Below are 25564 nucleotides of genomic sequence, written 5' to 3'. Positions count from 1 at the left end.
TTCAAAATCTCAAGGCAGCGGTGTTGAATTACAGGTAGAAATCCAGGCGGAAATAGATCGGCGCTTCGCGTTCGGTCACGACGCCAGGCCTTTCCAGCGAATGGGCGAACGTCACGCTGGTGCTGACGTGCTTGCCGCGGACAAACAGCTCCAGGGAGTTACTCGACACCCGGCCATGCTGGTCATCGTTGTAGCGATCGTTGCGAATCACGCCCTGGTCGTAGCCGACACTGGCGCCGTACTCGGCGAAGGCCGGGCGCATCCAGTCGAGGGTCACCGGGCGCGCCCAACGCACTTCGTTGCGCCAGTAGCCGCCGCTGTCGCCGTTCAACTGCTGGTCCTTGAAACCCCGCACCGAGTACGAGCCGCCAAGACTCATGCGTTGCGGCGCGTACAGCACGTCTTCACTGCGCTGCCCGGTGGCCAGGCTGGAAAAACTCAATGACTCGCCCCACAGCGTGAACGGCTGCAGGTAGCTCAGGGTGGCGGTGTATTTGCGGTAGCGCGGCGTGGGCGTGAGGTTGCCGCGGATACGGGTCTGCTCATCCTTTTGCGCATCGAAGGCACCGATACCGTTTTGCATGCCCACATCAAGGTTGACGAACGCGCTGCCAATACGGCGCCCGTGGCTGATACCCACCTGGAATTCGCTGAGGCGGTTACTGCTGACGCCCAGGCGTGTGTCGTTGATGTAGTTGTTGGTGCGCAAATGAGTGAGGCCGACATTGACCGACGTCTTGCTCACGTCATCGCGATGCACCACACGCTCGGCACGCAGCTGGTGATTCTGGCTGTCGCCCCATTGCTTGTATTTGAAGTCATCGACGCTGCCCGGCGTGCGGTAATCGCTCTCACTGTAGGTGTAACTGAAGTTCCACCAGCCCCACGGCACGTTGTAGTAGAGCATGCTGTTTTTCGAGGTTTTCTGGTGGTCGCTGATGGCGTCGTGGCCGCCGCGCAGGATCAGTTGGTCGGCCAGGCCCAGCGGGCTGTCCCATTCCAGGCCCGCGCCCCACTGCTGTTCGCCGGTGCTTTTCTGGCCATCGTTGTTGCGCGACAGGCTGGCGCGCCAGGGTTTTTGCGGCTGGTTTTTGACCAGCACTTCGCTGCCGCCGATCTGGGTGCCGGGGGTCAGTTCCATTTGCGCCTGTTTGGACGGCAGGCGGCTCAGTTGATCCACCAATTGTTCGACTTCGCGCAGGTTGAGCGCTTCACCGACCTTGCCGGGAAACGCCATCGCCAACTCGCGGTCGGTGACCGTGCTGCCCTGGGCGCCCTTCAGGCCTTCGAGTTTGCCTTCGACCACCAGCACTTGCAGGTGGCCGCTGGAAAGGTCCTGTTGCGGCAGGTAGGCGCGGCTGGTGACGTGGCCCTTGGCGATGTAGTAGTCGGTGATGACCTTGAGCAGTTCGTTGAGCTGCGCCACGCCCAGGCATTGGCCGATATAGGGTTTGAGCAAGCGGGTGCGGTCGGCGGCGGACAGGCTGTCGGCGCCCTTGAGTTCGATGTCCTGGATGGGGAAGCAGCGTGAGTCCGCAGGCTGTGCCGGGGCCTGTGGCTGATTGCTCTTGCCGGGCAGGTCCTGGAGCTCTTCCAGGCGCCGACGCTGCTCTTCGAGAAGCCGGTTCTGGCGGTCGCGGATAAGGTCCTGATCCCCCGGCGTAGGGGCGGCCAAGGCACTGTTGCCGCTCAAATAAGCAAGCAGCAAAGTGCATAGCAAATACCGAGTCCGTGGCAATAAAAAAGACATGTTCGGTCCGTCGAAAATCAGGGGCCGCGGAACTAACATCGAACTAGCAGTAACCCAAGAAACAGAGTCAGTTGCATGTCCGCGCCAGGTATTCACGCAACACGCTGATTAATAACAATAAAAAATCATCAAAAAGATACAAAGCCTGAAACTGGAAATATTATTCCGACAGGCGGCAGCTGTTTTGATAGCGATTCGTCGGAGAACTTATAAGTTGCCATTACTTGGCCATCAAGTTCTTTCCGAGATAAGTTAGTACCGAAAAAAGCAGATAAGTTCGCGGGAGTTTTGTGAATTGGATCCCAATAATCGGGATCGGCAGGGTAAGAGTCCCGATAGGGGGGTGTCAGCCAAGTATTCATTAGCTGATCGACCGCAATCGGGGGCAAGCCCCCTCCCACATTGGATTGTGGTTTACACCACTAGCTGGCGTCTTTGTTCTGAGACGCGCCAGGCACGAGGGTCAAGCCTGGTTTTTCCACATCGCGGGAGACGTGGGCTTTGACTTCCGCCACGCCGCCGTCTTCGTCGTTGTGGATCACCAGTACGCCCGGGCGGCGCAGTTGCTCCAGGTCGCCCTCGGCCAGGCTGAAACTCTCGTTCAGGTTCTGATCGCTGAGCGCCTTGGCTTCGGCACGGCGCTGGGCGAACTTGCGCCCCTTGCGTTGCTGGTAGCGTGCCCAGGTGACCAGGATCACCGCGTTGAACAGTGCGATCCACAGGTAGATCTGCAAGGTATTGAGCGCCGCGAAAATCGGCGCCTCGATACGCGGGCCGCCGTGGGTTTCAAGCATCGAAGTGATCCCGCGCGCCAGCAGCCAGACCAGTCCGGCCCAGGCCATCAAGGTCAGGATCACGTCGATGATCCACATCACGGTACTTTGGCGAGTTCTGACCAGTTTCATGCTCACGCCTCCTCTTCAACAGGTTTGATACCGCGATCCGGGCTGACCCAGCGCGCACGCTTCTGGTGCTGGTTGAACAACACCTTGGGGAAACTGACCAGGGTGGTGAACAGGCTGACCAGCCAGAACACCATCGGGTACCACACGGTCCAGAACAGGGTTTTCCACAGGTCTTTCTCGTAGCGGCGGTCGATCAGGATGCTCACCGCGAACTGCACCAGGCACACCATCGCCAGCACCAGGCCGGTAAAGGCCGGCGGGACCAGGGAGTCCACGGCAATCGCCTGCGGCAGCACCATGAATTTGCCCACGCCCCAGAAGATCACCGACAGCAGAAAGGTAAAGGCCCAACCGGTGGACAGGCAGTATTCGAACAGCAGCGGCCACAGGTAGCGATGGCGCCATTGCCAGATGCCACGGATATTCTTGAACAGCACTTCGGCACCGCCCTGGGCCCAGCGCAGGCGCTGTTTCCACAGGCCACCGACGGTTTCGGGCATCAGGATCCAGCACAGCGCGCGCGGCTCGTAGAAGATGCTCCAGTGATCGAGCTGCAGCTTCCAACTGACATCGATGTCCTCGGTGATCATGTCGGTGCTCCAGTAGTCGATGCGGTCCAGCGCCTTTTTACGGAACGCCACCACCACACCCGACACCGTGAAGATCCGCCCGAATACGCGCTGGGTGCGCTTGATCAAGCCGATGATCGAGGAGAACTCGCCCACCTGCACGCGGCCGATCAAGGTCGAGCGTGTGCGGATGCGTGGGTTGCCGGTGACGGCGCCCAGGCGCGGGTTGTCGAGCATCGGCGCGACCATGTAGGCCGCCGCGTTTTTATCCAGCAGCGCATCGCCGTCGATGCACACCAGGTATTCGCTGCGCGAGGCCACCGCCCCCATGCGCAAGGCCACGGCCTTGCCCTGGTTCTGCGCCAGGTGCAGCACCCGCAGGCGCGGATGTTCCAGCGCCAGGGCGTCGAGGACGGCGGCAGTGTTGTCCTTGGAGCCGTCGTTGACCGCGATCACTTCGATGTTCGGGTACAGCTGGCCCAGCGCCGCATGGATGGTGTCGGCGGCGTTATCGCCCTCGTTGTAGCAAGGGATGATGATCGAGATCAGCGGGTTGCCGGCCAGGGTCGGTGCCGGGGTGTCTTCCTCCCAGGGCCAGTGGCGCTCCCAGTGCAGCCAGAAGTACAAGCCACCGGCGATCCACAGCGCCGACATGAACAGCGGGTAGAAAAACACGAAGTCCATCAGGAACTGCCCGGTGACCAGGAAGATCAGGCCCAGGGGCACGCCTAATACCAGTGCCAGCACGAATAACGCCAGGATTCTGTCGAACATGGTCATGGATTCCATTGGTTGGAAAGGGCCGGACGCACAGTCTTCAGGTCCGGGGAATTTTCCAGGAAGTTGTCCGGGTAGTAGCCAAAACTCGTGACACCCTGGCGCTTGAGCACACCCATCCATTCAGCCATCTGCACAGCGTCGATATCCGGCGCGGCCTTGGTGCGCCAGTCTTTGGCCTGCAGTTCGAATACCGTGCGTTCCATCGCGCCGGGACGCGCCTTGACCGTCGCCACCAGCTTCTCCAGCCAGGCATTGGAGGTCTTGTACTCCTGGCCTTCCATCAGCGGCATGGCCATCGGCGCGGTCCAGTCATAGGTCTGGAGGAAATCATCGAGGTTCTGGGCGAACCAGGCCTCGCTCGCCGGGTTGAGCATCGGCTCGGCGAAGATATTGCGCGCGGTCTGCACCTGCGGCCCGCCGATGGCGCGGACCTTGGCGGTCAGCTCTTTGGTGAAGTCGATCAGGTAGCGGCTCTTGAAGCGCGTCCAGCGCTGCATCACGGCCGGGTCGGCGCGCAGGGCCTGGATACTGCCCGGCAGGCCGTTGGCGGCATAGGCCTTGAGCGCGGCGGGGCTGGCGTCTTCGAAGTCCGAGAGCACTGCGTCGTCGTGGTACAGCACGCCGTCGATGGCATTGTTACGCGCCAGGTCTTCATAGATCTCGCCAATGATCTTGCGCACCTGCGGGTCGAACGGCGACAGGCGTTTGTATTGGTCAGGGTCGGTGGCGACCTGGCCGGTTTGCGGGTCCCAGCGCGTCACGCGGGGCAGCTTGGGATCGAGGGCAAAACTCAACACCGGCATCCACGCATACACGGCGGCATGGGCACGTGTGTGCAACTGCCAGGAGACGCGGTTGAACAGGTCGGCACGCACCGGCAAGTGACGGTTGGGGAAGTACAGTTCGTGCACCAGGCCATCACCCTTGGGATCGGCGAAGGCTTGCAGGAACACCGTACCGGCGCCCATGTCCACCACGCGCTGCACCAGTTGGTCGAGGTTGCGCGCCTGCTGGGCCGGGTCCGGGTCGTAGACGTTGTCCAGGTCTACATGCAGCACCCGCAGCGGTGCCGGGGTTTGCACGGCGACGATGCTGTTGGCGAAATGCTCGCCGTCCGGGTCGGAGGCCACCAGGAAGCGGGGGCTGTTCATCAGGTCACTGGAGCTGTCGAGGCCGTCTTCCAGGGTCAGGGCCATCTGGTAGCCCTGCTCGCTGACGATCGCCAGCGAGGTGCCCTTGGCGGCGCCGTACGGCCACACCCATACCCGTGGTTTCTTGCCGGTCACGGTTTGGATCTTGTTGGAGATCGCCGAGACATCCGCCCGCATCCGCGCCTGGAACTGGGCCTGGCTTTCATAGCGGCCCGTGGCCGGGTCATAGCGCAGCGAGGTCGCCGCCGGCTCGAGATTGCCCTGGGGGTTGGCGAGGATCCCGGTGTGGCTGGCATCGGTGTGTGCGGCGATTTCCACCAGGCCGGACTGGGACACTTCGCGGATCTGCTGCCAGGTGAGGAACTCGCCGCGCGGCCGTGGCGAGCCGGCGAAGTCCACCGGTTTGTTCATCGGCGTGTCGATCCAGTAGCCCACCGGCGCCAGCAAGGCCGGCCAGCGATAGGCGCGCAGGATCGGCATCACGCGGGTATAGAAACTCGAATAGCCGTCATCGAAGCTGAGCATGATGGCTTTGGGCGGCAACGCGGGGCCGCCACTGCGGGCAGCCAGGATCTGGTCAACGCTGACCGCCTGGTAGCCGTTCTCCCGCAGCCAGGCCAACTGTTCGATCAATCGCTCGGTGCGTACCGCCACCACGGCCTGGTCAGGGTCACGGTCCGACACGTCATGGTAGGCAATGCCCAGGAAATGGTTTTTCGGCCACGCCGTTTCGTTGGCCGGTGTCGGCCGCTCGGCGGGTGGAGTGAAAGGCGCGGGTTGCTGGGCGCAGGCACTGGCCAGCAATACGCCCAGAACCAACAAGCAACGGCTGAGGAAGGTCATGGTCAGGCTCTTTTAGAAACGGTAAGTGAGGTCGACGAGCAGACGCAGATCGCGTTCGCGATCCCCGTCATAAGGTCGGCTGATCAGGCTCAGGTTGGCGCCGGCGTCCAGCACGTCATTCCAGCGAAAGCGTTGGCCGTAGCCCACCAGACCGATGCCACCGGTGGAATAATCCCGCTGGCTATAGGTACCCGCACCGACCTGGAACTGCTGACTCCACTGGGTCTCGTAGCGGTGATAGAGCACATGGTTGATGTTGAGGACGGGCAGCACGGTGAAATCCGACTTCGGGTTGAAGTACACCGTGTCTTCCTTGCTGTTGCGGCTGGCACCGACTTCCAGACCCAGGTCCACTTGCACCTTCGGCGAGCTGTAGAGGCCTTCGCGGCCGCTGAGCAAGGCTTCGAAGCGGTCGTTGCCATCGCTGAAATGGGAGGGGCTGAGGGTCAGTTTCCATTCGCGGCTTTCGTTGGCGCGCCAGCGGATAAAGCCGCTGCCACCGTTGGCCGTGACGCCGTCATTCAACGCCCGCAGCGGCGTGGTGCTCAGGAGGTAGCCCAGGCTGCCGCCGTATTGCCAGTTGTCGTTGATGTCACGGGCAATCGACACCGCGGCGCCTTGTTTGGAGCCATCGCCGTAGGAGTGGTTGGACACCTCGGCTTCAATGGTCATGTCGCGGGTACGCCGCTCCACGCCCACGACCTGCCAGCGATGCTGGCCCGTGCCTTCGCTGAAGTCGGCCTTGGCGTACCCGGCGCCGGCGAATACACGCCAGTCTTCGTCGATGGGCGGCGTGTAGATCCGACTCTCAATGCCCCAGTCGCGGCTACCCGCGACGGCGCCCGCGTCACTGTCATTGCCGCCGCCAAAGCTTTTGCCGGTATACGCCTCGACGCGCAGTTCGGCCATGTCATGCACGTCGCGCAGGCGGCTCAAGCGTTGCACCTGGCGATTGTCCGGGTTGCGGGCGAGCACATCATCGGTGAGCACGTCGAGCTGGCGCCACTCCTGCAGGTCCATGGCGGTGTAGGCCTGGCTCACTTCCAGGCCGATATCCCGTGGGGCCTGGGCTTCGGTTTCCTTCAGAATGCCTTCGGCACGCCGTGGCAGTTCGCGGGCGCGGTACATGTCAGCCTGGGCCAGGCGCAGGCCAACGTTGCCAGGGGCTTTCGCCACCAGCGCTTCGAGGCCGGCTTCGCTGCCCGGCAGGTCGCCGCCGTAGACGCCGGCCTGGGCCGACAGTTGCTGGGCGTCCATCCACGCGTCGTTGGGGTTGCCGATGGGCAAGCCCTTGAGCTCGACCCGCGGGTTCTGGCTGTTGGCGAGGCTCTTGGCGACCTCGTTGGCGTCCTCGGCTTTATCGCTTTCCTGCAAGGCGTAGAACAGCGCAGTGGTGTCTTCGACCCGATCATCGGGCTCGGCGTCGGGGGCGCTCAGGGCCTGGCGATACAGCGGCTCGGCTTTTTCCGGCTGGCGCTGGTCCAGGTAGGCCGCAGCCACCCAACGCACGGCGTAGGTCGGCAGTTGCACGCCTTCGGCCTTAAGCGTCTCGTATTCGCGGATCACCTCGGCGGTACGCGCCCGCGCCTTGAGTGCACCGAGACGGTCGATGCGCCAGCGCACCACGTCGTCATGGGCGCTGGCGTCCGGGGTCCAACGGGCGAGCAATTTGTCGTAATCCGCCAGGGCGCGGTCGGCAATCACGTAGCGTTCTTTTTCGCTGCGTGTGGCGAACTCGGCCATGCGCACACGCTCCGCAGCGAGGTCGCCTTCCAGGCGGCGCTGGGTCACCGGGTCCAGCAGGCCAGGACGCTGGGCCGACAGGCGCAACGCGGCTTCCGGCAGGCGGGCCTTTTGCAGGGCGACGATGTATTCGCGGGCGACGTCGGGCTTGTCGCCGGCGCGGATAAACGCCTGGTCGAACTCGAACAGCGCGTCGTAGTTCAAGCCGGCGCGGGTAAGTGCATAGCCCAGGGCCATGCGGCGGTTGGGGTCATCGGGCTTGGCGGCGACCAATGCGCGGGTACGTTGTACCGCTTCGTCCGCCTTGCCGCCATCGGCCTGGGTCAGGGCCAGGCCCAGTTGCAGGTCGACGTTATTCGGTTCACGCAGCAACGCCTGGCGATAGACCGCCTCGGCCTGGGCCCATTGCTGCTGGTTGCGATAGGTCCGCGCGACAGTGGCGAGCGCCTGGGTGCTGAGGTTGCGATGTTTACCCTGGGCCTCATACACCTTCAGTACTTCGGCGTCCTGGCCGGCCCAGCCGGCGATCACCACATGATCGCTGACCCGGCCTGGCGTCTGGCGCTCGGCGGACAGTTGGCGCAATTGAGTCAGGGCCGGGGTGAAGTTGCCGTTGCGCGCCTGAATGATCAGCGCGTCATAGGCCGGATCGGCCATGGCGAAGGCGGGGATCAGTAATTGGCTGCATAAGGCGGCCCCGACGAGCAGTCGCAACCGGCCTGATGCACTGAGTGGTAGGTTTCGCAACATATCGTGAGCTTCCTTACACACGGAAAGCTGTAACGATAGGTGGTCCTGAGCGAATTGCCGCAGGGTGCCGGCGTCCAATGACCCGGCCTAGCTTTCCTGTGTGAACTATCTCTCAGGAAAGTAGGGAAAAGACCAATCCGGAACAATTGTTCAGAATTGCGCGGCCCGCCTGAAATGTGAATGTGGGAGCGGACTTGCCTGCGATAACGGGGTGCCGGCCGACAGGTGCGTCGACTGTTTGACCCTTATCGCGGGCACTCCCGCTCCCACATTATTTATTTCCGGGCGATGGCGAACGCTTTACTGGGCGCCGCTGACCGCGCCGAACTTGGCCATCACAAACCCAATGAACTGCTCGACGGTCATCTTCTGGCCGTTGAACGTCACTTCATTGTTGGCGTAGTGCAACTTGGACACCACATCGCTGCCGACCAGGGTCGCCAACTGAGTACCGACCGCCATGCCGCTGACCATCTCGGCGGCCATCTGAGACTGCTGCTCGATGGCTTTCGGGTCGGTCACGCCACCGAGTTGCGCCTGCAGGGCAGCCACGTCACCGATCATCGGCTTGGACAGGGTCAGGTTGGCATCCAGCAATGCAATCATCTGCTTGCCCAGCTCAACCGGCGGCAACTCCATGGAGGCCGGCTTGGCCAGGTCCACCAGCAGGTTGAACTTGCTTTCGCCATGGGTGGTTTTCAGCGACAGGTTTTCCACGGCGATCTGCGGCTTGGCGGCCAATACCTGGTTGACGTTCGCTTCGGCCAGGGCCTGCTCGGCTTCGGTCAGTTGCAGCTCAGGCGTGGGCTGGCCCGCTGCGGCAGCGGCTTGCACCGGCTGCATCTTGTCCTGGTACAGCTTGGTCAACACCAGCATGGCCGGGATGTCGACGTTCTTCATGCTCAGGGCCATGGCCGCCGAACCCACGGGTTTGCCCTGGTAACCGATCTCGTCGATCTTGTAGTCGACACGGCCGGCCAGGTTGTTGTCCTTGGTTTCGCTGGAGTCTTTCTGCTCGAAGCCTTTGACCGTCAGCACGGCTTTCTGCGGGCCGAAGGTGAACGTGCTGTCGGTCAGCTCAACGGTGTTTTGCCCGGTGTAGAAGCCAAAGGTGGATTTTTCCAGGTTGCTGGCGATGGTCAGGCCAGCCAGTTCGGCCTCGAAGGCGTCGCCCTTGGCATCTACCGCTGCGATCTTGAGGCTGTTCATGAAGCCGTCGGCCTTGACCTTCTGGCCTTCGGCGGTGCTGTCGAAATTCAGGTTGGCGCCGGAGAAGTTCACCGAAGACGTGTCGTCCTTGAACGTCAGGGGCAGCAATTCGATGTTGCCGTTGACCGAGCGGCTGTAGCCGATATTGGCCACGCCCTTGAGCGGCGACACGTCTTTGGCGGCGGCGAACCACTTCTCGGTGGTGGGGTTCTTTTCCAGTTCGTAGTGACTGGTGGCCATGACCGGCAGCCATTTGAGCGTCACCAGGCGCGAGAACGGCAGCGGGCCGTGCTCGATATGGTCGACGAAGAGCAATTCGGGATTGGGGTTTTCTTCGCCGAACACCGAGCCTTGGCCCTTCAGGCGGTAGTGCGCGGTGCTGCTGAACACGCCACGCTCCAGGGACACCAGCTCCAGGGCCACGGTGCCATCGACGCCGGCCATGGAGGTCTGCAGTTCCTTGTTGGCGTTCTGGATCGCGGTTTGCAGCACCGGTTCCAGTTGTTTACCGGTGTACCAGGCGCCGCCTGCACTGACGACGCCTACGGCGACAACTAAACCCAAAAGAACGACTGCTGGCTTATTCATGAAGTGACCTGATCAAATCCTGTGAGAAGTGGGCTGTCTTCCTTGAACCCCGTAAGGGTTGGCTCAAGCCCGCCGAAAACGGGGGAAGATTAGCACTGGCGGCCGCAAACGGCCCAGCTTTCTCAGAGGGGTCAGGCGTGCAGTTGGTTCACGAATACTCCAACTCGATCTCGTCGAGCTGGTGGTCAAAACTCTTCAGGCGCGCCGTCCAGGTGTACACCAGCACCTCAAACTCGCGGTGTATCACCGCATTGCCGGGCGTGTCGGACTTGGGGTCGCAGAAGTCCAGCTGGTAGCGCTCCCGGGCCATCTGCGTGGCGACGTCGGACAATTCCCGCGCATTATTCAGCCAATGCCGGCCATCGGCGACCTGCCGATCGAGGGCCACACACTGTTTTTTCAGGACTTCGAGGCTTTTTTCCAGGGGCGTGCCGGTAAGGTCGCCCATGACTTCCTGGAAGGTGCGCCCCGGCTGCCAATAGCTGCCCCAGAAATAGCGGTCGAACACGGTTTCGACCCGACGCAGGGCGACCTTGGTGTCCCAGATCGCGACGCGGGTCTTGCCTTGTTCGAGGAGTTTTTTCTTCACGCGCTGGTTCTGGTAGGACGCCCAGGCCACCACGCCGATGGACAGGGAGCCGATCACCAGGCAGGCGCTGTCGAGGAACACCATGGCCTTGTCGAGTTGATGGGCGAGCATGACGCCGTAGAAATACGCGGCCGATAACAACACCAGTGCGAAGAGCACGCACCAGAAAGCGGGAGCATAAGGGTTTTTCATTATTGGAATCCCCATGAGCAAACGCGAGCAGTGTCAGGCGAGTCGTCACGGCGACCCGCCTGTCCAAGCATAGCTATTCGCTCAGGGTTTGCCGGGCTGTGACGCTTGCGTTCGTCCGCTTTCCCAGCCGCCGCCCAGGGCCAGGAACAGATCGATCTGGCTCATGGCAACCTGGGTATTGGCCGCCGCCAGTTGCGCGCGCATCGCGGTGTAGGTGCGGGTGGCTTGCAGGTCGGCGAGGAACGATTCGCGGCCGGCCTGGAAGAAGCGGTGGGTCTGGTCTGCCGCCTCCTGGGCCGATTGCTCGGCGTCCGCCAGCGCTGCGCGCCGTTGCAGCACGGCGGTGTATTGCGCCAGGCCGGTCTGGGTTTCGCGGATGGCGTTGAGGACCACCCCGTCGAAATGCGCCAGGGCGCCCTGGGTCGCGGCTTCGGCCTCGTGGATGCGTGCACGGGCGCCGTTGGTCGGCACCGTCCAACTGATCATCGGGCCGAAGCCCCAGCGGTTGGTCGCGGGCTGGCCGAGGTTGTCGAGCAGGCCCACGGTGCCCACCGTGGCGCCGATGGCGATGTCCGGGTACAAGGCGCCGGTGGCCACGCCGATACGCGCGGTGGCGGCGGCCAGTTGGCGCTCGGCCTGGCGCACGTCGGGGCGACGTTTCAGCAGCGCCGCACCATCGCCCACCGGCAACAGCTGGGCGATGTGCGGCAGCTCGGCGCAGGTGCCGGTGCCCGCCGGCAGTTGGTCCACGGGCTTGGCCAGCAGCATCGACAGGCGGAACAGCCCGGCCTGGCGCGCCGCTTCGTAGCGCGGCATGTCGGCGCGCAAGGATTTGTATTGGGTTTGCGAGCGGGTGACCTGGGTTTCATCGCCACGGCCCGCGTCACGCAGGCGTTGGGTCAGTTTGGTGCTCTGGGCTTGCAGGTCGAGGGATTCGTTGGCAATCGTCAGTTCTTCGTTGGCCGCGCAGACCTGGGTGTAGGAGCGCACCACATCGGCCACCAGGGTGATGCGCGCGATATCGGCGGCGGCCTGGGCCGCATCGGCGCTGGCCTGGGCGCTTTCGATGCCGCGCTGCAAGGTGCCGAACAGGTCGAATTGGTACGAGGTGGTAATGCCGATGCTGCCGATGTTATCCACCGGCACTTTGTCCGCCTGCAAAAACGCTTCGCCGGATTCCTGCAGGCGCTGAACCTCGGCCTTGGCGCCGGCACTCCAGCCGCCGGCGGATTCAGCCTGTTGGGTCTGATAACGGGCGCGCTGCAGGTTGGCTGCGGCCACCCGCAGGTCGGTGTTGGAGGCCATGGCCTGGCGTACCAGCTCGTCCAGGCGCGGGTCTTTGTACAGCTTCCACCAGTCGGCCGGCACCGGCGCCGACACCACGTCGTTGCCCTTGCCCGCCAGTTGCCCTTGCAGGTCAGCGCGGTTGACGGCAGACGTTTGCGGCAGCTGGTAATCCGGCCCCACCACTTGGCAGGCCGACAGCAACAACCCCAGCGCAGCGGTTGCCCACAACTGCTTCATGGCTTGGCTCCCTCATTGGGTTTGTCGCCAATGATCGACACCGTGGCCGTACGCCCGGCGATCATGCGGAAGTCCGCCGGGACATCGTCAAAGGCAATACGCACCGGAATCCGCTGGGCCAGGCGCACCCAGCTGAACGCCGGGTTGACGTTGGGCAGCAGGTTCGAGCCGCTGCTGCGGTCGCGGTCTTCGATACCGGCGACGATGCTCTGCACATGGCCGTGCAGGCGAGCGTTGTCGCCGATCACACGGATGTCCACGCCCATGCCGACGTGGATGCCGTCGAGCTTGGTCTCTTCGAAGTAGCCGTCGATATGGAAGGAATTGCTGTCCACCACCGACAGCACCGGCCGCCCGGCGGTGACGAACTCCTGGGTACGCGGTGCGCGGTCGTTGACGTAGCCGTCCACCGGGCTGCGGATTACCGAGCGGTCGAGGTTGAGTTGGGCCGAATCCACCGTCACTTGCGCTTCGGCCAGGGCCGATTGGGCGCGGGCAACGCGGGACTGGCTTTCTTCCAGTTGCTCGCTGGGCACCAGGTTGCCGAGGCCACGGTTACGCTTGTACTCGCGGCTTGCCTGGGCCAGGGTTTCCTGGCGGTCGGCCACGGCGGCCTGGGCTTGGCGCAGGGCCAGCTTGAAGCGGTCCTGGTCGACGGCAAACAGTACCTGGCCCTTGGTCACCAGCTGGTTGTCGTGCACATCGACGCGCTGGATCAGCCCGGACACGTCCGGCGCGATCTGCACGATGTCGGCACGGATGTGACCGTCACGGGTCCAGGGCGCAAACATGTAGTACATGACCATGCGCCACACAACAACGACCGCGAAGCTCACGATCAACAACGTCAGGACTACACGGCCGATGGTCAAAAAAGGTTTTTTCATGTCATCAGGTATCGACTGAGTGAGTCCACCGCGCCCAGCAACAACGCGTAGAGCCCCACATTGAACAATGCCCGGTGCCAGACCAGGCGATAGAAGTGGACGCGGGTCAACAGCCCGTGCACCACCAGGAATAACACGTACGTAATGCCCATCAGCACCAGCAGCGTGGGCAGGAACACCCCGCTGATATCCAGATCACCGATCATAAAGGCGCTCCATCGGGTAGCGGCGCTTCCATCTCCGTGCCGCCAATGAATTCCACACCCGGCAGCAGTGCCAGGCGCAGGCCGGCCAGCGCGTGCAGCAGGTGCAGGCGGGTATCGTCTTCGTCTTGCAGGCCCTGGCCGTTGAGGGCGCGGCGTGTGCGGTCGAGGGTCATCAGCAGACCGCTGGGCGCGGGCAAGCGTTCACCCGCCTTGAGGCAGGCCTTGAAGTAACCGCCCACACCTTCCACCACCTGGTTGAGCAGCACCCGCGGCACGCCGAGGATGCGCGGCGAATAGGCCAGCAGGTCGAGCAGGTTGAGCGCCACGCGCAAATCGCGCAGGGCGATGCCGGTGTCCTGGCCGATCATCGCCAGGCGTGGCAGGTGTTGCATCAGGCGGTCGAGCATCTGTGCGGCGAGGTGCCGGTGTTCGTTCAACGTGGCGGGCTCGGTCAGGCCGACGATGTCACGCCAGCTGAAGCGGGTCAGGCGCTTGGCCGCCAGTTCGGCGCCGAAGGGCCGGGCGATCAACGTCCACACAAAGGCGAACAGCAGGCCCACCGGCCCGGCCAGGTTGACGTTGGCGAAGTTGAGAAAGTCCGCGTCGTAGGCACCCTGGATGCTGATGAACGACGAGGTGTTCACCAGCGTCAGCAGCATGCCCAGGTAAAAACGCGGCTGCACGGTCAGCGTGCCGATGCAGATGAACGGCACCGCGAACGCCAGTACCAGCATCGGGAAATCGTGCAGGTTGGGCAGTACCAGGAACAGGTAGAGGCTGGCGAACAGCACCGACATGGCGGTCCAGAAAAAGAACCGATAGATCTGCGGCGCCGGGTCGTCCATAGAAGCGAAAAAGCTGCAGGCCACGGCTGCCAGGATCACCGCGCTGCCGCCGTCGGTCCAGCCCAACAGGATCCACAGCACCGACGCGACGATGATCGCGGTGACGGTGGAAAACGCCGAATAAAGCATCAGGCCATGGTCGAGGAACGGCGTGAGCCGGCCCAGGCGCCAGTGACGGTACACGGCACGCCAGGTGTCCTGGCTTTCGCACTGGATGGCGGCTTGCAGGCTGCGGCAGTCCTGCCACAGGTCGATCCACTCGCCCAGGCGGTAGAGGGCGTTGGAGAACAACAGCGTGTGGCGCTCGTCCAGGGCTTCGCCTTGGGGTTGCAGGGCGTCGACCTGGTCACGCAGGGCGCGCCAGCGTTCCAGCGGTGCGCTTTCGGTGGTGTTTTCCAGCCACTGCCGGGTAGCTTCCAGCAGCGGCGTCAGTTGCTCGAGAAACTGCGGCGCACGCTGTTCGACGGCATACAGCGCATCGTCGAGTTCCTCCACCAACGGCAGCAGGTGGATCATGCGCCCGCGCAATTCCTTGGTATTGCGCACCGTCTGCGGCCGCGCGCCTTCGTGGGGCAACTGGCCGATCATCAATTCAAGGGTATTGAAGGTGGCGACCATGCCGCCGCGCAGGGCGCTGACTTCTTCCGGCTGCACATTGCGAGAAAGAAAACGCTGGCTGTAGACCTGGGCGTCGCCAAACCACTTGGCCACCGCGCCATCGAACACCGGCATCAGCCGCCGCGGCCAGAACATCGCGCCCACCACCGCCGCGACCGCAATGCCGAGGAAGATTTCCTCGGTCCGCGCCTCGGCCACATCCCACACCGCCAGCGGGTTATCCACCACTGGCAGGGCGATCAGCGGCAAGGTGTAGCCAGCCAGCATCAAGGCATAGTTGTTGGCGGTGCGCAGGTGCATGGAAAGGAACAGCAAGGTGCCCGTCCACAATGCGATCACCACCACCAGGATGTACGGCGACTGCACGAACATCGGCACAAAAAACACCGCCGCCGCCGCCCCCATCAAGGTGCCGATGGCGCGGTACAACGCCTTGGAACTGGTAGGCCCGACAAACGGGCTGGAGACGATATACACCGTGGCCATCGCCCAGTACGGACGCGGCATTTGCATCAGCATGGCGATATACAACGCGATCATCGACGCGGCGAAGGTACGAACCCCATAGAACCAGTCACGGGCGGGCGGAAAGCCGGTAAAAAATCCGTTCAAAGCGTCGCCGCCTCAAAGGCCCGCAGTACGCGCAGCGCGGCTTCCATGTCGGCGGTCGGAAGGTCCGCCAGCACTTCGCGGCGCAGGCGCACCAATTGCACCTCCACCGCCTGCACCAACTCACGACCACGCTCGGTGAGGCTCAGGGCCTTGGCGCGGCGGTCGTGGACGTCTTCGGTACGGCACACATAGCCGTCATGGCACAGCCGGTCGAGCAGACGCACCAGGGACGGGCTTTCCATCCCCGACGCTTGGGCCACTTTGACCTGGTGCACCCCGTCGCCCAGGCGGCCGATCATCAACAGCGGCACGGCGCAGGCTTCGGAGATGCCATAGCTGACCAGCGTGCTCTGGCAGATTTTGCGCCAGTTACGGGCGCCCACCACCATGCTGCTGCTGAGGTTCATCTGGAGTTGTTCGAGGGATTGAGGCACTGGATAGTTCGCATACAGTTAGTTTGCTAACTATCAATATGGCCGAGGGATCCAATTGCGTCAAGTTTTGAAACAATTTAGCGGATGGGTGGAGCGATTCAGCGGCCACACGGCAGGACGAATGTGGGAGGGGGCTTGCCCCCGATAGCAGAGTGTCAGTGAACAGATTCGTTAGATGATCCATCGCCATCGGGGGCAAGCCCCCTCCCACATTTGGATCGGTGTCGGCTTCAGGGTTGCTGTGCGGCCTGACCATCGCGCGACCTCAGAAAAAATCACTCAGGCGATCAAAACCCAGATTTTTTTACTGCTCACCTTTTTTTTTTACAAAAACACAATTTTCAAAAGATTTTTTACACCCCTCGCCCACCCCGCAACATCAGATTCAACTCATCCACCACTTCCGCCCAATCCGCATCGTCCAAAATTTCCTCGCGCAAAAACGCTTTCTGGCTGTCGGTCCAGAAAAACGCATCTGCCAATTTCAGCTCCGGCTTGAGTGGCGAGTGGGCGGTCACAAACTGATCAATACCGACCGGGTCATCCGGCAGCCCAAGCTGTTTGAACAGTGACGGCAAGCTATGCACAGGCGATTCCATGGCGGGCTCCTAAGAAGATGAATGCCCAGAGTCTAGTTCAGGCGCCAACCAGGCCAACAACCGCTCGACGCCCTGCTGTGCCGACAGCACCACACTTCCCGATAATCGGCACCCAGGCGCTCGGCGAAGACCTCGCGCAATCGCACCAGGGGCTCAATCAGCGCCAGGATCACGATCTGCTCGATGGCCATTGCGCGCCTCGCGTTGACGGCGAGTGATGCTCGCCGTCGGCGCCACCAGGTTATTGGGCGACGGCACGCGGCACCGGTGCGGTGATGTTGCCGGCGGCCCAGGCCGATTCACGGCTGGCCAGGGCGGTGGCGATGCTTTGCACGCGGTCGGAGTCCAGTTGTTCCGGCAGCGGGTCGAGCCCGGCGCTGGCGAAGATCTGGCCGTAGGCGTTGCGCAGGTCCGCATAGGCCAGGTCGCGGCGCAGGTCGGCTTGCAGGGTGTTGAGCTCGCCCTGGATCAGGTCGAGTTCGCCCAGGCCCGCCGCCTGATGGCGATTGCGCAGCTGGGTGAGGATCTGCCCGTCGATATTGGCCAGTTGTTCGTTGGTCTTGAACTGACGCACGGCATCCTGGAAGTTGGCGTTGGCCACGTAGATCTGCGCCAGCACCGCGATGGACATCGCCTGGCGGCGGGCGGTGGCGACCTCTTCCCCGGCCTTGGCGACGTCGATGGCGGCCGGGGCCGAGATCACGTTGAACAGGTTCCAGGTGACCTTGGCGCCGTAGTCGGCCCAGCGGTTGTCCACCAGGAACGAGTTGCTGTCGTAGTGCCCGCCGGCGCTGAATTCCAGGCCCGGAAGCAGGCGCAGCATGGCTTTACGGGTTTCGGCGGCGCTGATGCGGGTCTGATAGTCCTGCTCGCGCAGTTCAGGCCGGTTGGCCAGGGCTTCCTGTTCCAGGCTGGCGAGGTTGACCTTCAATTGCGGCACGCTGTAGTCGTCCGGCGTGGCCAGCTTGAGGTCGGTGCCCATCGGCAGGTTGATCAGGGTCGCCAGTTCGGTCTTGGCCAGGGACAAGGCACGGCGCTGCTCCTGCAGCTGGCGCGTGGCTTCGATCAGCGAGCGCTGGTAGCCAAGGGCCTGGACCGGGTCGCCGATGCGTTGTTCGCTCATGCTCTGGCTGTCGGTCTGGGCCTGGTCGACCCGCGCCATCAGGCTGTCGATCTGGCCGAGCAAGCGTTCGGCCGCCACGGCGCGCCAGTAGGCCGAGCGCACGTCCTGAACGATGGTGTTGATCACCTTACGGCGGCGTTCCTGGATGATCAGGCGCTGATCGCCTTGCTGCTTGGCGCTGATGTAGCTGACGCCAAAGTCGAGCACGTTCCACACCATGGTCAGGTCCGCCACGCGGCGGTCGCGATCCTGGGAGGTGGACGGTTCCAGGGACTGGGTGCCGGTGCGCACGCTCTGGCTGCTGGAGGCGTTGGTGTTGTTGCGACCGGCGTAACCGGCCGACAGCGCCATGCGCGGCAGCATGTCAAAGCTGGAGAGGTCGGACTGACGCTTGGCCAGCGCCTCTTCCATCACCTTCAAACGACCTTCGAGGTTGTACTTCACCGCACGGGCCATGGCCTCGTGCAGGGTCAGCGGGCCGCTCAGCGGTTCCTGATCCTTGTACATACCCTGCAGGTCACTACGAGCGCGCTGCTCGCTGACGCTGCGCTCAATCGGCTTGCTGGTGACCGCACAACCGCTGATCGCCAGCACCAGCAGGCTGGCGCCGAACAACTTGTGACGTGTATTCATCCTTGTACTGCCCCTGTTCCTGCGCCGAAATTAAGTATATTCAAGCCTGCATTTCGCTGATGCCGACTTGTTGCAGTGCCTGTGCCAGGTCGATCACCTGGCGATGCTCCCTCTCGTTGATCTGTTGTAATTGTTGCCCAAGGGTCGGTGCGCCAAAGACGCCACGCAGGCCCTGGGCCGCATCGCCGCCGCCCTTGATGGACTTGCTGTCGAACGCCTTGAAGCCACTATCGTTGCCACCGGTGTCGCGATTGAACAGGCCCGACAACGTGCTTGAGCCAAACACCCCGCCGTCTCCACCACCGAAGCCGAGGAAACCACTGCCACTTCCGTCGCCACTGCCATCGGTGCTGAACACCTGGGCGATAAAGCTGGGAGACGAGGCACCGTTGCTGATGAAAATGCGGCCGATCGGCGGCAGGCCTGCGCCCATTTCGCGTTGCTCAAACAGCGGCGGGAAGCCGATGGATGAACCCAGGTCGCCAGTCGGGCGGCCGAAGATAATGGGCTGCAACGGCGCGTTCGGCGCGCCCTGAGGCGCAACCGGGTCGGTGACGCGAAACAGCGGGTCCCCGGTCAGTGCAAGGGTGTTGACCCCAAAGTTATTGGAGTTGGCAAAACCGCTACCGGCGTTGCCAGCCAGGTCTGCCACCAGGCTGGTGTCAAGGGTGATGAAATTACTCGGGTCGTTGATATTCGCCGTCGGCGTCAGGGTCGCGGTCCAGGTCTTGCCGCCATCGCTGGTGGCCAGGTTGGACAAGGTGCCGTTGGCGACGCTGAGGTCATCCAGGTCGAAGCCGGTGACTTTCTCGCTGAAGGTGAAGGTTACGGTCGTGGTCTGACCGACGACCAGGTTCGGGTTGGCGACCGAAATAGTCGCCGTCGGCAGGTCGCCGTCGATTGCGTAGTTATTGGAGATGGCAATGCCCGAGCCGGCATTGCCTGCGCCATCGCTGACCAGGCTGCCGTCGAGTACCACCAGGTTGGTGGCGTCGGTGATGCCGGCGGTGGGGGTGAGGGTCGCGGTCCAGTGGATATTGTCGCTGGTGGTCAGGTTGGACAACACACCGTTGGCCACGCTCAGGTCCGACAGGTCAAAGCCGCTGACCGCCTCGGTGAAGGTGATGCTCACGGTGGTGGTCTGGCCGATCCCCAACAGGCCGTTGGCCACTGTAATAGTCGCGCCTGGACGCTGGGTGTCGATGCTGTAGTTACTGGAGGTTGTGGTGCCGCTGCCAGCGTTGCCGGAGGCGTTGACGACACCGCTGTTGTCCAGGGTGATGACGTTAGTGGTGTCGGTGATATTGCTGGTCGGCGTAAGTGTCGCGGTCCAGGTGATGCCGCCGTCGCTGGAGGTGACGTTCGTCAGTGTGCCGTTGCTGAGGGTCAGGTCGGCATTACTGAAACCGCTCACGGCTTCGCTGAAGGTGATGGTCACCGTCGAGGTTTCGCCAGCCTTGAGAGCCGTGTCCGCTACTACGATAGTTGCGGTTGGCCGCACCGTGTCTATGGTGAAGTTGGCCGAGTGGGTCACACCGGTGCCGGTATTGCCTGCCAGGTCGGCGTAGCCGGTGTTGTTCAGGGTGATCAGGTTGGTGGTGTCGTGAACATTGCTGTCCGGGGTAAAGGTCCCGGTCCAGGTGATACCGCCGTCGCTGCTGACCAGGGTGCCCAAGGTGCCGTTGGGCACGCTCAAGTCGCTGCTGTCGAGGCCGGCCACCGCTTCGCTGAAGGTGATGGTCACCGTCGTGGTTTGCCCGACGAGCAGGCTCGCGCTGCCGAGCACAATGCTGGCCGTCGGCGCCACGGTATCGACGCTGTACGCATTGGAGACGCTATTCCCCGCACCGGCATTACCGGCACTGTCGCTTACCAGGCTGTTGTCCAGGCTGATGACGTCGCCGGCATGGGTGGTCGCGGCGTTCGGCGTCAGGGTTGCGGTCCAGGTGATGTTGTCCAGGGTGCTCAGGTTGCCCAGGGTGCCGTTGGGCGCGGTCAGGTCACCCAGGGTGAGGCCGGTCACGGCTTCACTGAAGGTGATGGTCACCACCGATGAACCCGCTGCATTCAGGGCGTCGTTGCTGACCACGATGGTCGCCGTCGGCCGCTGGGTGTCGATGCTGAAGTTGTTGGAATCGGTACTGCCGATGCCGGTGTTGCCCGAGGCATTCGCCACGCCGGTATTGTCCAACACGATCAGGTTGCTGATGTCGGTGATGTTGCTGGTCGGCGTTAAGGTCGCCGTCCAGGTGATGCCGCCGTCGCCGCTGGCAAGGTTCGTCAACGTGCCGTTGCTGATCGTCAGGTCGGCGCTGCTGAAGCCGCTCACCGCCTCGCTGAAGGTGATGGTCACCGTCGAGGTTTCACCAAGCGCCAGGGCGCTGTCCGCCACCACGATCGTCGCGGTCGGCCGTACCGTATCGATAGTGAAATTACCCGAGGTGGTGGAGCCGGTGCCGGCGTTGCCCGCCAGGTCCGTATAGCCTGCGTTGTTCAGGCTGATGATATTGGTGGTGTCCTTGATGCCACTGGTCGGCGTGAACGTTGCGGTCCAGGTGATGCCGCCATCGCTGCTGCTCACCGCGCTCAACGTGCCATTGGGCACGGTCAGGTCGCTGTTGTCGAAACCGTTCACCGCCTCGCTGAAGGTGATGGTCACCAGCGAGGTTTCACCCGCCGCGAGCACCGGATCGGCTATCACAATGGTCGCGGTCGGCCGTTGGCTGTCGATGGCATAGTTGTTGGAGTCAGTGGTGCCGGAGCCGCTGTTGCCAGCAATGTCGACCACGCCGGTGTTGTCCAGGGTGATCAGGTTGCTGGCCTGGTTGATGCCCGCCACCGCCGTCAGGGTTGCGGTATAGGTGATGTTGTCGCTGGTGCTCAGGTTGCTGAGGGTACCGTTGCTGACGGTCAGGTCGGACAGGTTAAAGCCGGTCACCGCTTCGTTGAAGGTAATGGTCACCGTTGACGTGCCACCGACGCCCAGGTGCTCGTTGGCCACCACCACGGTGGCGGTCGGGCGTTGGGTGTCGATAGCGAAGTTGTTGGAGTCAGTGGTGCCGCTACCCACATTGCCCGACACCATCGCCTGTACGCCGCTGTTGTCCAGGGTGATCAGGTTGGTGGCGTCGGTGAGATTGTTGCTCGGGGTGAAGGTGGCGGTCCAGGTGATGCCACCGTCGCCCGTGTGCACCGCGCTCAGGGTGCCGTTGGCAATGGTCAGGTCGGCATTGCTGAAACCGGTGACCGCCTCGCTGAACGTGATGGTCACCAGCGACGTGCCACCGATATTCAACGCGGGGCTGGCTACCACGATGCTGGCGGTGGGTAACACGGTGTCGATGGTGAAGTTGGCCGAGGTGGTACTGCCGGCACCCGCGTTGCCGGCAAGGTCAGCGATACCGGCATTGGCCAGGGTAATGGCATTGGTTGCGCTGCTGGTGTTCGTGCCTGGCGTGAAGGTCGCGGTCCAGGTGATGCCGTCAGCGCTGCTCAAGCCGCTCAGGCTACCGTGGCTGGTGCTCAGGTCGGTCAGGCTGAAACCGCTTACCGCTTCGCTGAACGTGATGGTCACCAGCGAGGTTTCCCCGGCCGTCAGTGTCGGATCGGCGACGACGATGGTCGCCGTCGGCCGCTGGGTGTCGATGCTGTAGTTATTCGAGCTTGTGGTGCCGGTGCCGGCATTGCCAGCCGTGTCACTGTAGGCAGTGTTATCCAGGGTGATCAGGTTGGCGGTGTCGGAGACGCTCGCGCTCGGGGTGAAGGTGGCGGTCCAGGTGATGCCGCCGTCGCTGGTACTCACCGCCGTCAGCGTGCCGTTGGCAACGGTCAGGTCGGCGTTGCTGAATCCGACCACGGCTTCGGAGAAGGTAATAGTGACCAGCGAGGTGTCGCCGATTTTCAGCGAGTCGTTGGCGACCACCACGCTGGCGGTCGGGCGCACGCCATCGATGGCGATGTTGTTGGAGGTGCTGCTGCCGCTGCCGGCGTTGCCCGCCCCATCCTGGACACCGGTATTGTCCAGGGTGATGTGGTTGCTCGCGCTGACGACAGCCGCGGTCGGGGTGAAGGTCGCGGTCCAGGTAATGTTGTCGCTGGTACTCAGGTTGCTCAGGACGCCGTTGCTCACCGTCAGGTCGGCCAGGGTGAAACCGCTCACGGCTTCGCTGAAGGTGATGGTCACCGGGGAGGTCTGGCCGATCCCCAGGTTGGTGTTGCCGAACACGATGGTCGCGGTCGGGCGCTCGGTATCGACGGCATAGGTGTTGGAGTTGGTGCTGCCGCTGCCGGCGTTGCCCGCACCGTCGGTAATCAACGTGTTGTTCAGGGTGACCAGATCACCACTGTGAGTAACCCCACTGTTGGGGGTGAGGACGGCCGTCCAGTGGGTGCCATCGACCTGGACCAGGTTGCTCAGTACGCCATTGGATGCGCTCAGGTCGCTCAGGTCCAGATCGTTGACCGTTTCGCTGAAGGTGATGGTCACCTGGGACGAACCGCCAATGTTGAGCGCGGTGTTGGACACCACAATGCCCGCGGTCGGCCGCACGGTATCGATCACGTAGGCGTTGGACGTGCTGGTGCCGGTGCCCGCGTTGCTTGCGGTATCGGTATACAGCGTGTTGTCCAGGGAGATGCTGTTGCCGCTGCTGTTGTTGCCGGCCGCCGGGGTCAGGGTGGCGGTCCAGTGGATGTTGTCGCTGGTGGCCAGGTTGCTCAGGGTGCCGTTGGTTGCCGTCATGTCCGACAGACTGAAACCACTCACTGCCTCGTTGAACGTGATGTGCACTTGGGACGAGCCACCGACTTTCAACGTGGGACTGTCGACCACGATGGTCGCGCTCGGGCGCTCGGTGTCGACGGTGTAGCTGTTGGACGTGGTGGTGCCGATGCCTGCCAAACCCAGCGACTGGCTGGTGACACCGGTGTTGTCCAAGGTGATCTGGCCGGCACTGCTGGCGACGTTCGCGTTCGGGGTGAAGGTCGCGGTCCAGGTCTTGTTATCGCTGGTGGTCAGGTTAGTGAGAACCCCGTTGGCAGCTGTCAGGTCAGCCAGGGTGAAACCGTTGACGGCTTCGCTGAAGGTAATGGTCACCTGCGACGTGCTGCCGATATGCTGGGCTGGGGTTGCAACCACGATGGTTGCGGTCGGGTTCGGCACATAGGCATTGTTCGACGTACCGCCGATATCGTTGAACAGGCCATTGACCGCCGTCGGTTTGTTGCCGGCCGTGCCGGCACTGGCCAGGCCGCCATTGCCGCTGGCGCCGGAGTTGGCGCTACCGCCAAGGCTGGCGAAGTTGGCCGCCGTGATCAGCACCGAACCCTTGTTCCAGATTGCGCCGACGCCCAGGCCACCGTCTCCGCCATTGGTGGTGCTGCCGCTGTTCAGGGAGCCACCACCGCCGCCACCGCCGCCGGCACCGATGTTACCGGTAATCGCCGAGGTGCCGATGATGGTCAATTTGGCGCCAGCGGCGTTGTAGATACCGCCCGCAGCACCACCCCCCTTGCCGCCGAGGGCGTTCCAGCCGGCACCGCCGCCACCGCCGCCGATCGATATTCCGCCGACGGACGCAGCGCCGCCGGCGCTGCCGTTGGAGTAGCCATAGGGGTTGGTCGAGCCGGCCCCGGCGCTGCCCGAGCCGCCCTTGCCGCCCATCACCGCCAGGTTATACCCGCCTCCCGTACCGCCCTGGTTGGCCGAGCCAGCGGCGCCAGCGTAGTTGCCAGTACCACTGCCGGTGCTGCCGCCATGCCCGCCGATGCCGTTGCCCAATGCCCCGCCACCACCCCCGGCGCCGCCGACCGCGCCACCGGTGACACCGCCACCGCCACCGCCACCGGAAGCCGCGTTTGCCGTGACGCTGACGTTTCTCAGCGTCAGGTCGCCGAAGTTGCTGAGCCCCGCGCCCAGCGAGTTGCCCGCGCTGGTACCGCTGCCGCCATTGCCACCGTTACCGGCAATCAGGCCACGGGTAATCACCAGGCCGTCGAAGGTCACGGTGGTACCGCTGTTGACCTGGATCACGCTGGTCTTGTACTGCCCGTCCAGGGTTACCTCGGCAACGCCGTCATTGTTCAGGTCGCCGTCGAGGGTGATGTTCTTGGTGACCACCAACTGGCTGTTCAACAGTACGGTCATGCCGGTGTTGAAGGTCACGATGTCGCCGTTCTGCGAGGACGCCAGCGCCGCGCGCAGGGAGCCGACCCCCGAATCATTGCCGTTGGTCGCGGTCCAGGTCGCCAGGCCCCACTGGTAATCGTTCATCACCTGTTGCGACAGCAGGGGCGTGCTTTCGATGGCGCCCGTTGCGATTTCCAACGTCCAGTCGCCGCCCAGGCCGGTGCGGTTGGTGGAGGCAGCAATGTCACGCCCGGTGTACTGCGCCAGGGAATCGACGAAGCTCACGCCGCGCTCGCCTTCGGCAGTGTTGCAGGCGTAGATCAGGATATCGCCGCCCACGTTCATGTCTTTGCCGATCTGACCCAGCACATCGGCGCGCGCCGCGACGTTGTCCGCCGACAGGTAGGTGCTGCCCAGCCACAAATCACCGGTATTGCCGTGGGCAATGATCTCCACGGTGCTCACGCCCTGGTGGCTGCCCAGGTAATCGGCGATCTGTTGCAGGCCGTCCTTGCTGCCGTCCAGCACCACAACCTGAGTGCCGGGAGCGACGCCCTTGAGCAGGCTGTCGAAGTCCTTGACCCGCGAGTCGACAAACACCACGGCCTGGCCGGGCACGGCAACAGGTGCGGTCGCCGGGGCGGCATCCGCCTGGCCATGGGTGTCCTTGGCAGCAGTGGGCTGGTCTGCGGTGGGTGGCTTGGCCGCGTCCACGGTCGAGTGGTTATCGGCCGCCGTCGCCACAGTCGCCGCCACGGCGCCGTCGAACAACATGCGCGGTTCCAGGGACATGATCATGGGCGAACCCAGGGACCGGGCTACGGCTGTTGCCCGCGCTACTCCACGCGACTTCTGTTTATTCCACCACATGAGACTCACCCGGGATC

The 25564-nt window shown here is 63.3% G+C and carries 16 protein-coding genes; all 16 read right to left on the bottom strand.

Going from position 1 to position 25564, the window contains the following annotated elements; genetic code table 11:
• Nucleotides 1-28 precede the first annotated feature (28 nt).
• The gene (locus AC07OT_RS22825) at nucleotides 29-1750 is read right to left on the bottom strand and encodes a ShlB/FhaC/HecB family hemolysin secretion/activation protein (protein ID WP_495109098.1); all 1722 of its coding nucleotides are present in this window, start codon (nucleotides 1748-1750) and stop codon (nucleotides 29-31) included.
• Between the two features lie 422 nt (nucleotides 1751-2172).
• The gene (pgaD, locus tag AC07OT_RS22820) at nucleotides 2173-2655 is read right to left on the bottom strand and encodes a poly-beta-1,6-N-acetyl-D-glucosamine biosynthesis protein PgaD (protein ID WP_495102994.1); all 483 of its coding nucleotides are present in this window, start codon (nucleotides 2653-2655) and stop codon (nucleotides 2173-2175) included.
• Between the two features lie 2 nt (nucleotides 2656-2657).
• Nucleotides 2658-3998 carry a poly-beta-1,6-N-acetyl-D-glucosamine synthase gene (gene pgaC / locus AC07OT_RS22815; protein ID WP_146478339.1) on the bottom strand — a complete coding sequence of 447 codons (1341 nt, stop codon included), beginning with the start codon at nucleotides 3996-3998 and terminating at the stop codon, nucleotides 2658-2660.
• 2 nt (nucleotides 3999-4000) lie between these two features.
• Nucleotides 4001-5998: a poly-beta-1,6-N-acetyl-D-glucosamine N-deacetylase PgaB gene (gene pgaB / locus AC07OT_RS22810; protein ID WP_495109097.1), complete on the bottom strand. Its 1998-nt coding sequence runs from the start codon at nucleotides 5996-5998 to the stop codon at nucleotides 4001-4003.
• A gap of 12 nt (nucleotides 5999-6010) precedes the next feature.
• Nucleotides 6011-8491 (bottom strand): poly-beta-1,6 N-acetyl-D-glucosamine export porin PgaA, encoded by a 2481-nt coding sequence (gene pgaA, locus AC07OT_RS22805; RefSeq protein WP_495109096.1) that lies wholly within the window; start codon nucleotides 8489-8491, stop codon nucleotides 6011-6013.
• A gap of 300 nt (nucleotides 8492-8791) precedes the next feature.
• Nucleotides 8792-10288 carry a YdgA family protein gene (locus tag AC07OT_RS22800; RefSeq protein WP_495102991.1) on the bottom strand — a complete coding sequence of 499 codons (1497 nt, stop codon included), beginning with the start codon at nucleotides 10286-10288 and terminating at the stop codon, nucleotides 8792-8794.
• Nucleotides 10289-10436: 148 nt separating this feature from the next.
• Nucleotides 10437-11069, bottom strand: a complete 633-nt coding sequence (locus tag AC07OT_RS22795; RefSeq protein WP_027608077.1) for a hypothetical protein — start codon at nucleotides 11067-11069, stop codon at nucleotides 10437-10439.
• Nucleotides 11070-11150: 81 nt separating this feature from the next.
• Nucleotides 11151-12593: an efflux transporter outer membrane subunit gene (locus tag AC07OT_RS22790; protein WP_495109095.1), complete on the bottom strand. Its 1443-nt coding sequence runs from the start codon at nucleotides 12591-12593 to the stop codon at nucleotides 11151-11153.
• A complete protein-coding gene (locus AC07OT_RS22785) occupies nucleotides 12590-13480 on the bottom strand; it encodes an efflux RND transporter periplasmic adaptor subunit (protein WP_065941017.1) in 891 nt (296 codons plus the stop codon). Before AC07OT_RS22785 ends, AC07OT_RS22790 begins: the two co-directional genes overlap by 4 nt.
• Nucleotides 13477-13686: a DUF1656 domain-containing protein gene (locus AC07OT_RS22780; RefSeq protein WP_012721577.1), complete on the bottom strand. Its 210-nt coding sequence runs from the start codon at nucleotides 13684-13686 to the stop codon at nucleotides 13477-13479. Before AC07OT_RS22780 ends, AC07OT_RS22785 begins: the two co-directional genes overlap by 4 nt.
• Nucleotides 13683-15761: an FUSC family protein gene (locus tag AC07OT_RS22775; protein ID WP_115487804.1), complete on the bottom strand. Its 2079-nt coding sequence runs from the start codon at nucleotides 15759-15761 to the stop codon at nucleotides 13683-13685. Before AC07OT_RS22775 ends, AC07OT_RS22780 begins: the two co-directional genes overlap by 4 nt.
• A complete protein-coding gene (locus AC07OT_RS22770) occupies nucleotides 15758-16168 on the bottom strand; it encodes a MarR family winged helix-turn-helix transcriptional regulator (protein ID WP_027608073.1) in 411 nt (136 codons plus the stop codon). The genes AC07OT_RS22775 and AC07OT_RS22770 overlap by 4 nt, the downstream gene beginning before the upstream one ends.
• A 380-nt stretch (nucleotides 16169-16548) precedes the next feature.
• A complete protein-coding gene (locus AC07OT_RS22765) occupies nucleotides 16549-16794 on the bottom strand; it encodes a DUF2789 domain-containing protein (protein ID WP_495109094.1) in 246 nt (81 codons plus the stop codon).
• Between the two features lie 32 nt (nucleotides 16795-16826).
• Complete coding sequence (locus AC07OT_RS22760; RefSeq protein WP_495103002.1) at nucleotides 16827-16985, bottom strand: hypothetical protein; 159 nt, start codon at nucleotides 16983-16985, stop codon at nucleotides 16827-16829.
• A gap of 50 nt (nucleotides 16986-17035) precedes the next feature.
• Nucleotides 17036-18550, bottom strand: coding sequence for a TolC family protein (locus AC07OT_RS22755; protein WP_495102989.1), 1515 nt, complete (start codon nucleotides 18548-18550; stop codon nucleotides 17036-17038).
• Between the two features lie 40 nt (nucleotides 18551-18590).
• A complete protein-coding gene (locus AC07OT_RS22750; protein WP_495109093.1) occupies nucleotides 18591-25547 on the bottom strand; it encodes an Ig-like domain-containing protein in 6957 nt (2318 codons plus the stop codon).
• Between the last annotated feature and the right edge of the window lie 17 nt (nucleotides 25548-25564).

The sequence above is a fragment of the Pseudomonas sp. GW821-FHT09C10 genome, from assembly GCF_059418085.1.
This window is presented reverse-complemented; position numbering and strand designations above follow the sequence as displayed.

Bases quoted from the DNA above. Each gene is read 5' to 3' on its own strand.
- AC07OT_RS22825 (WP_495109098.1), bottom strand. From the start codon at position 1,750: ATGTCTTTTTTATTGCCACGGACTCGGTATTTGCTATGCACTTTGCTG.
- pgaD (WP_495102994.1), bottom strand. From the start codon at position 2,655: ATGAAACTGGTCAGAACTCGCCAAAGTACCGTGATGTGGATCATCGAC.
- pgaC (WP_146478339.1), bottom strand. From the start codon at position 3,998: ATGTTCGACAGAATCCTGGCGTTATTCGTGCTGGCACTGGTATTAGGC.
- pgaB (WP_495109097.1), bottom strand. From the start codon at position 5,998: ATGACCTTCCTCAGCCGTTGCTTGTTGGTTCTGGGCGTATTGCTGGCC.
- pgaA (WP_495109096.1), bottom strand. From the start codon at position 8,491: ATGTTGCGAAACCTACCACTCAGTGCATCAGGCCGGTTGCGACTGCTC.
- AC07OT_RS22800 (WP_495102991.1), bottom strand. From the start codon at position 10,288: ATGAATAAGCCAGCAGTCGTTCTTTTGGGTTTAGTTGTCGCCGTAGGC.
- AC07OT_RS22795 (WP_027608077.1), bottom strand. From the start codon at position 11,069: ATGAAAAACCCTTATGCTCCCGCTTTCTGGTGCGTGCTCTTCGCACTG.
- AC07OT_RS22790 (WP_495109095.1), bottom strand. From the start codon at position 12,593: ATGAAGCAGTTGTGGGCAACCGCTGCGCTGGGGTTGTTGCTGTCGGCC.
- AC07OT_RS22785 (WP_065941017.1), bottom strand. From the start codon at position 13,480: ATGAAAAAACCTTTTTTGACCATCGGCCGTGTAGTCCTGACGTTGTTG.
- AC07OT_RS22780 (WP_012721577.1), bottom strand. From the start codon at position 13,686: ATGATCGGTGATCTGGATATCAGCGGGGTGTTCCTGCCCACGCTGCTG.
- AC07OT_RS22770 (WP_027608073.1), bottom strand. From the start codon at position 16,168: ATGAACCTCAGCAGCAGCATGGTGGTGGGCGCCCGTAACTGGCGCAAA.
- AC07OT_RS22765 (WP_495109094.1), bottom strand. From the start codon at position 16,794: ATGGAATCGCCTGTGCATAGCTTGCCGTCACTGTTCAAACAGCTTGGG.
- AC07OT_RS22760 (WP_495103002.1), bottom strand. From the start codon at position 16,985: ATGGCCATCGAGCAGATCGTGATCCTGGCGCTGATTGAGCCCCTGGTG.
- AC07OT_RS22755 (WP_495102989.1), bottom strand. From the start codon at position 18,550: ATGAATACACGTCACAAGTTGTTCGGCGCCAGCCTGCTGGTGCTGGCG.
- AC07OT_RS22750 (WP_495109093.1), bottom strand. From the start codon at position 25,547: ATGTGGTGGAATAAACAGAAGTCGCGTGGAGTAGCGCGGGCAACAGCC.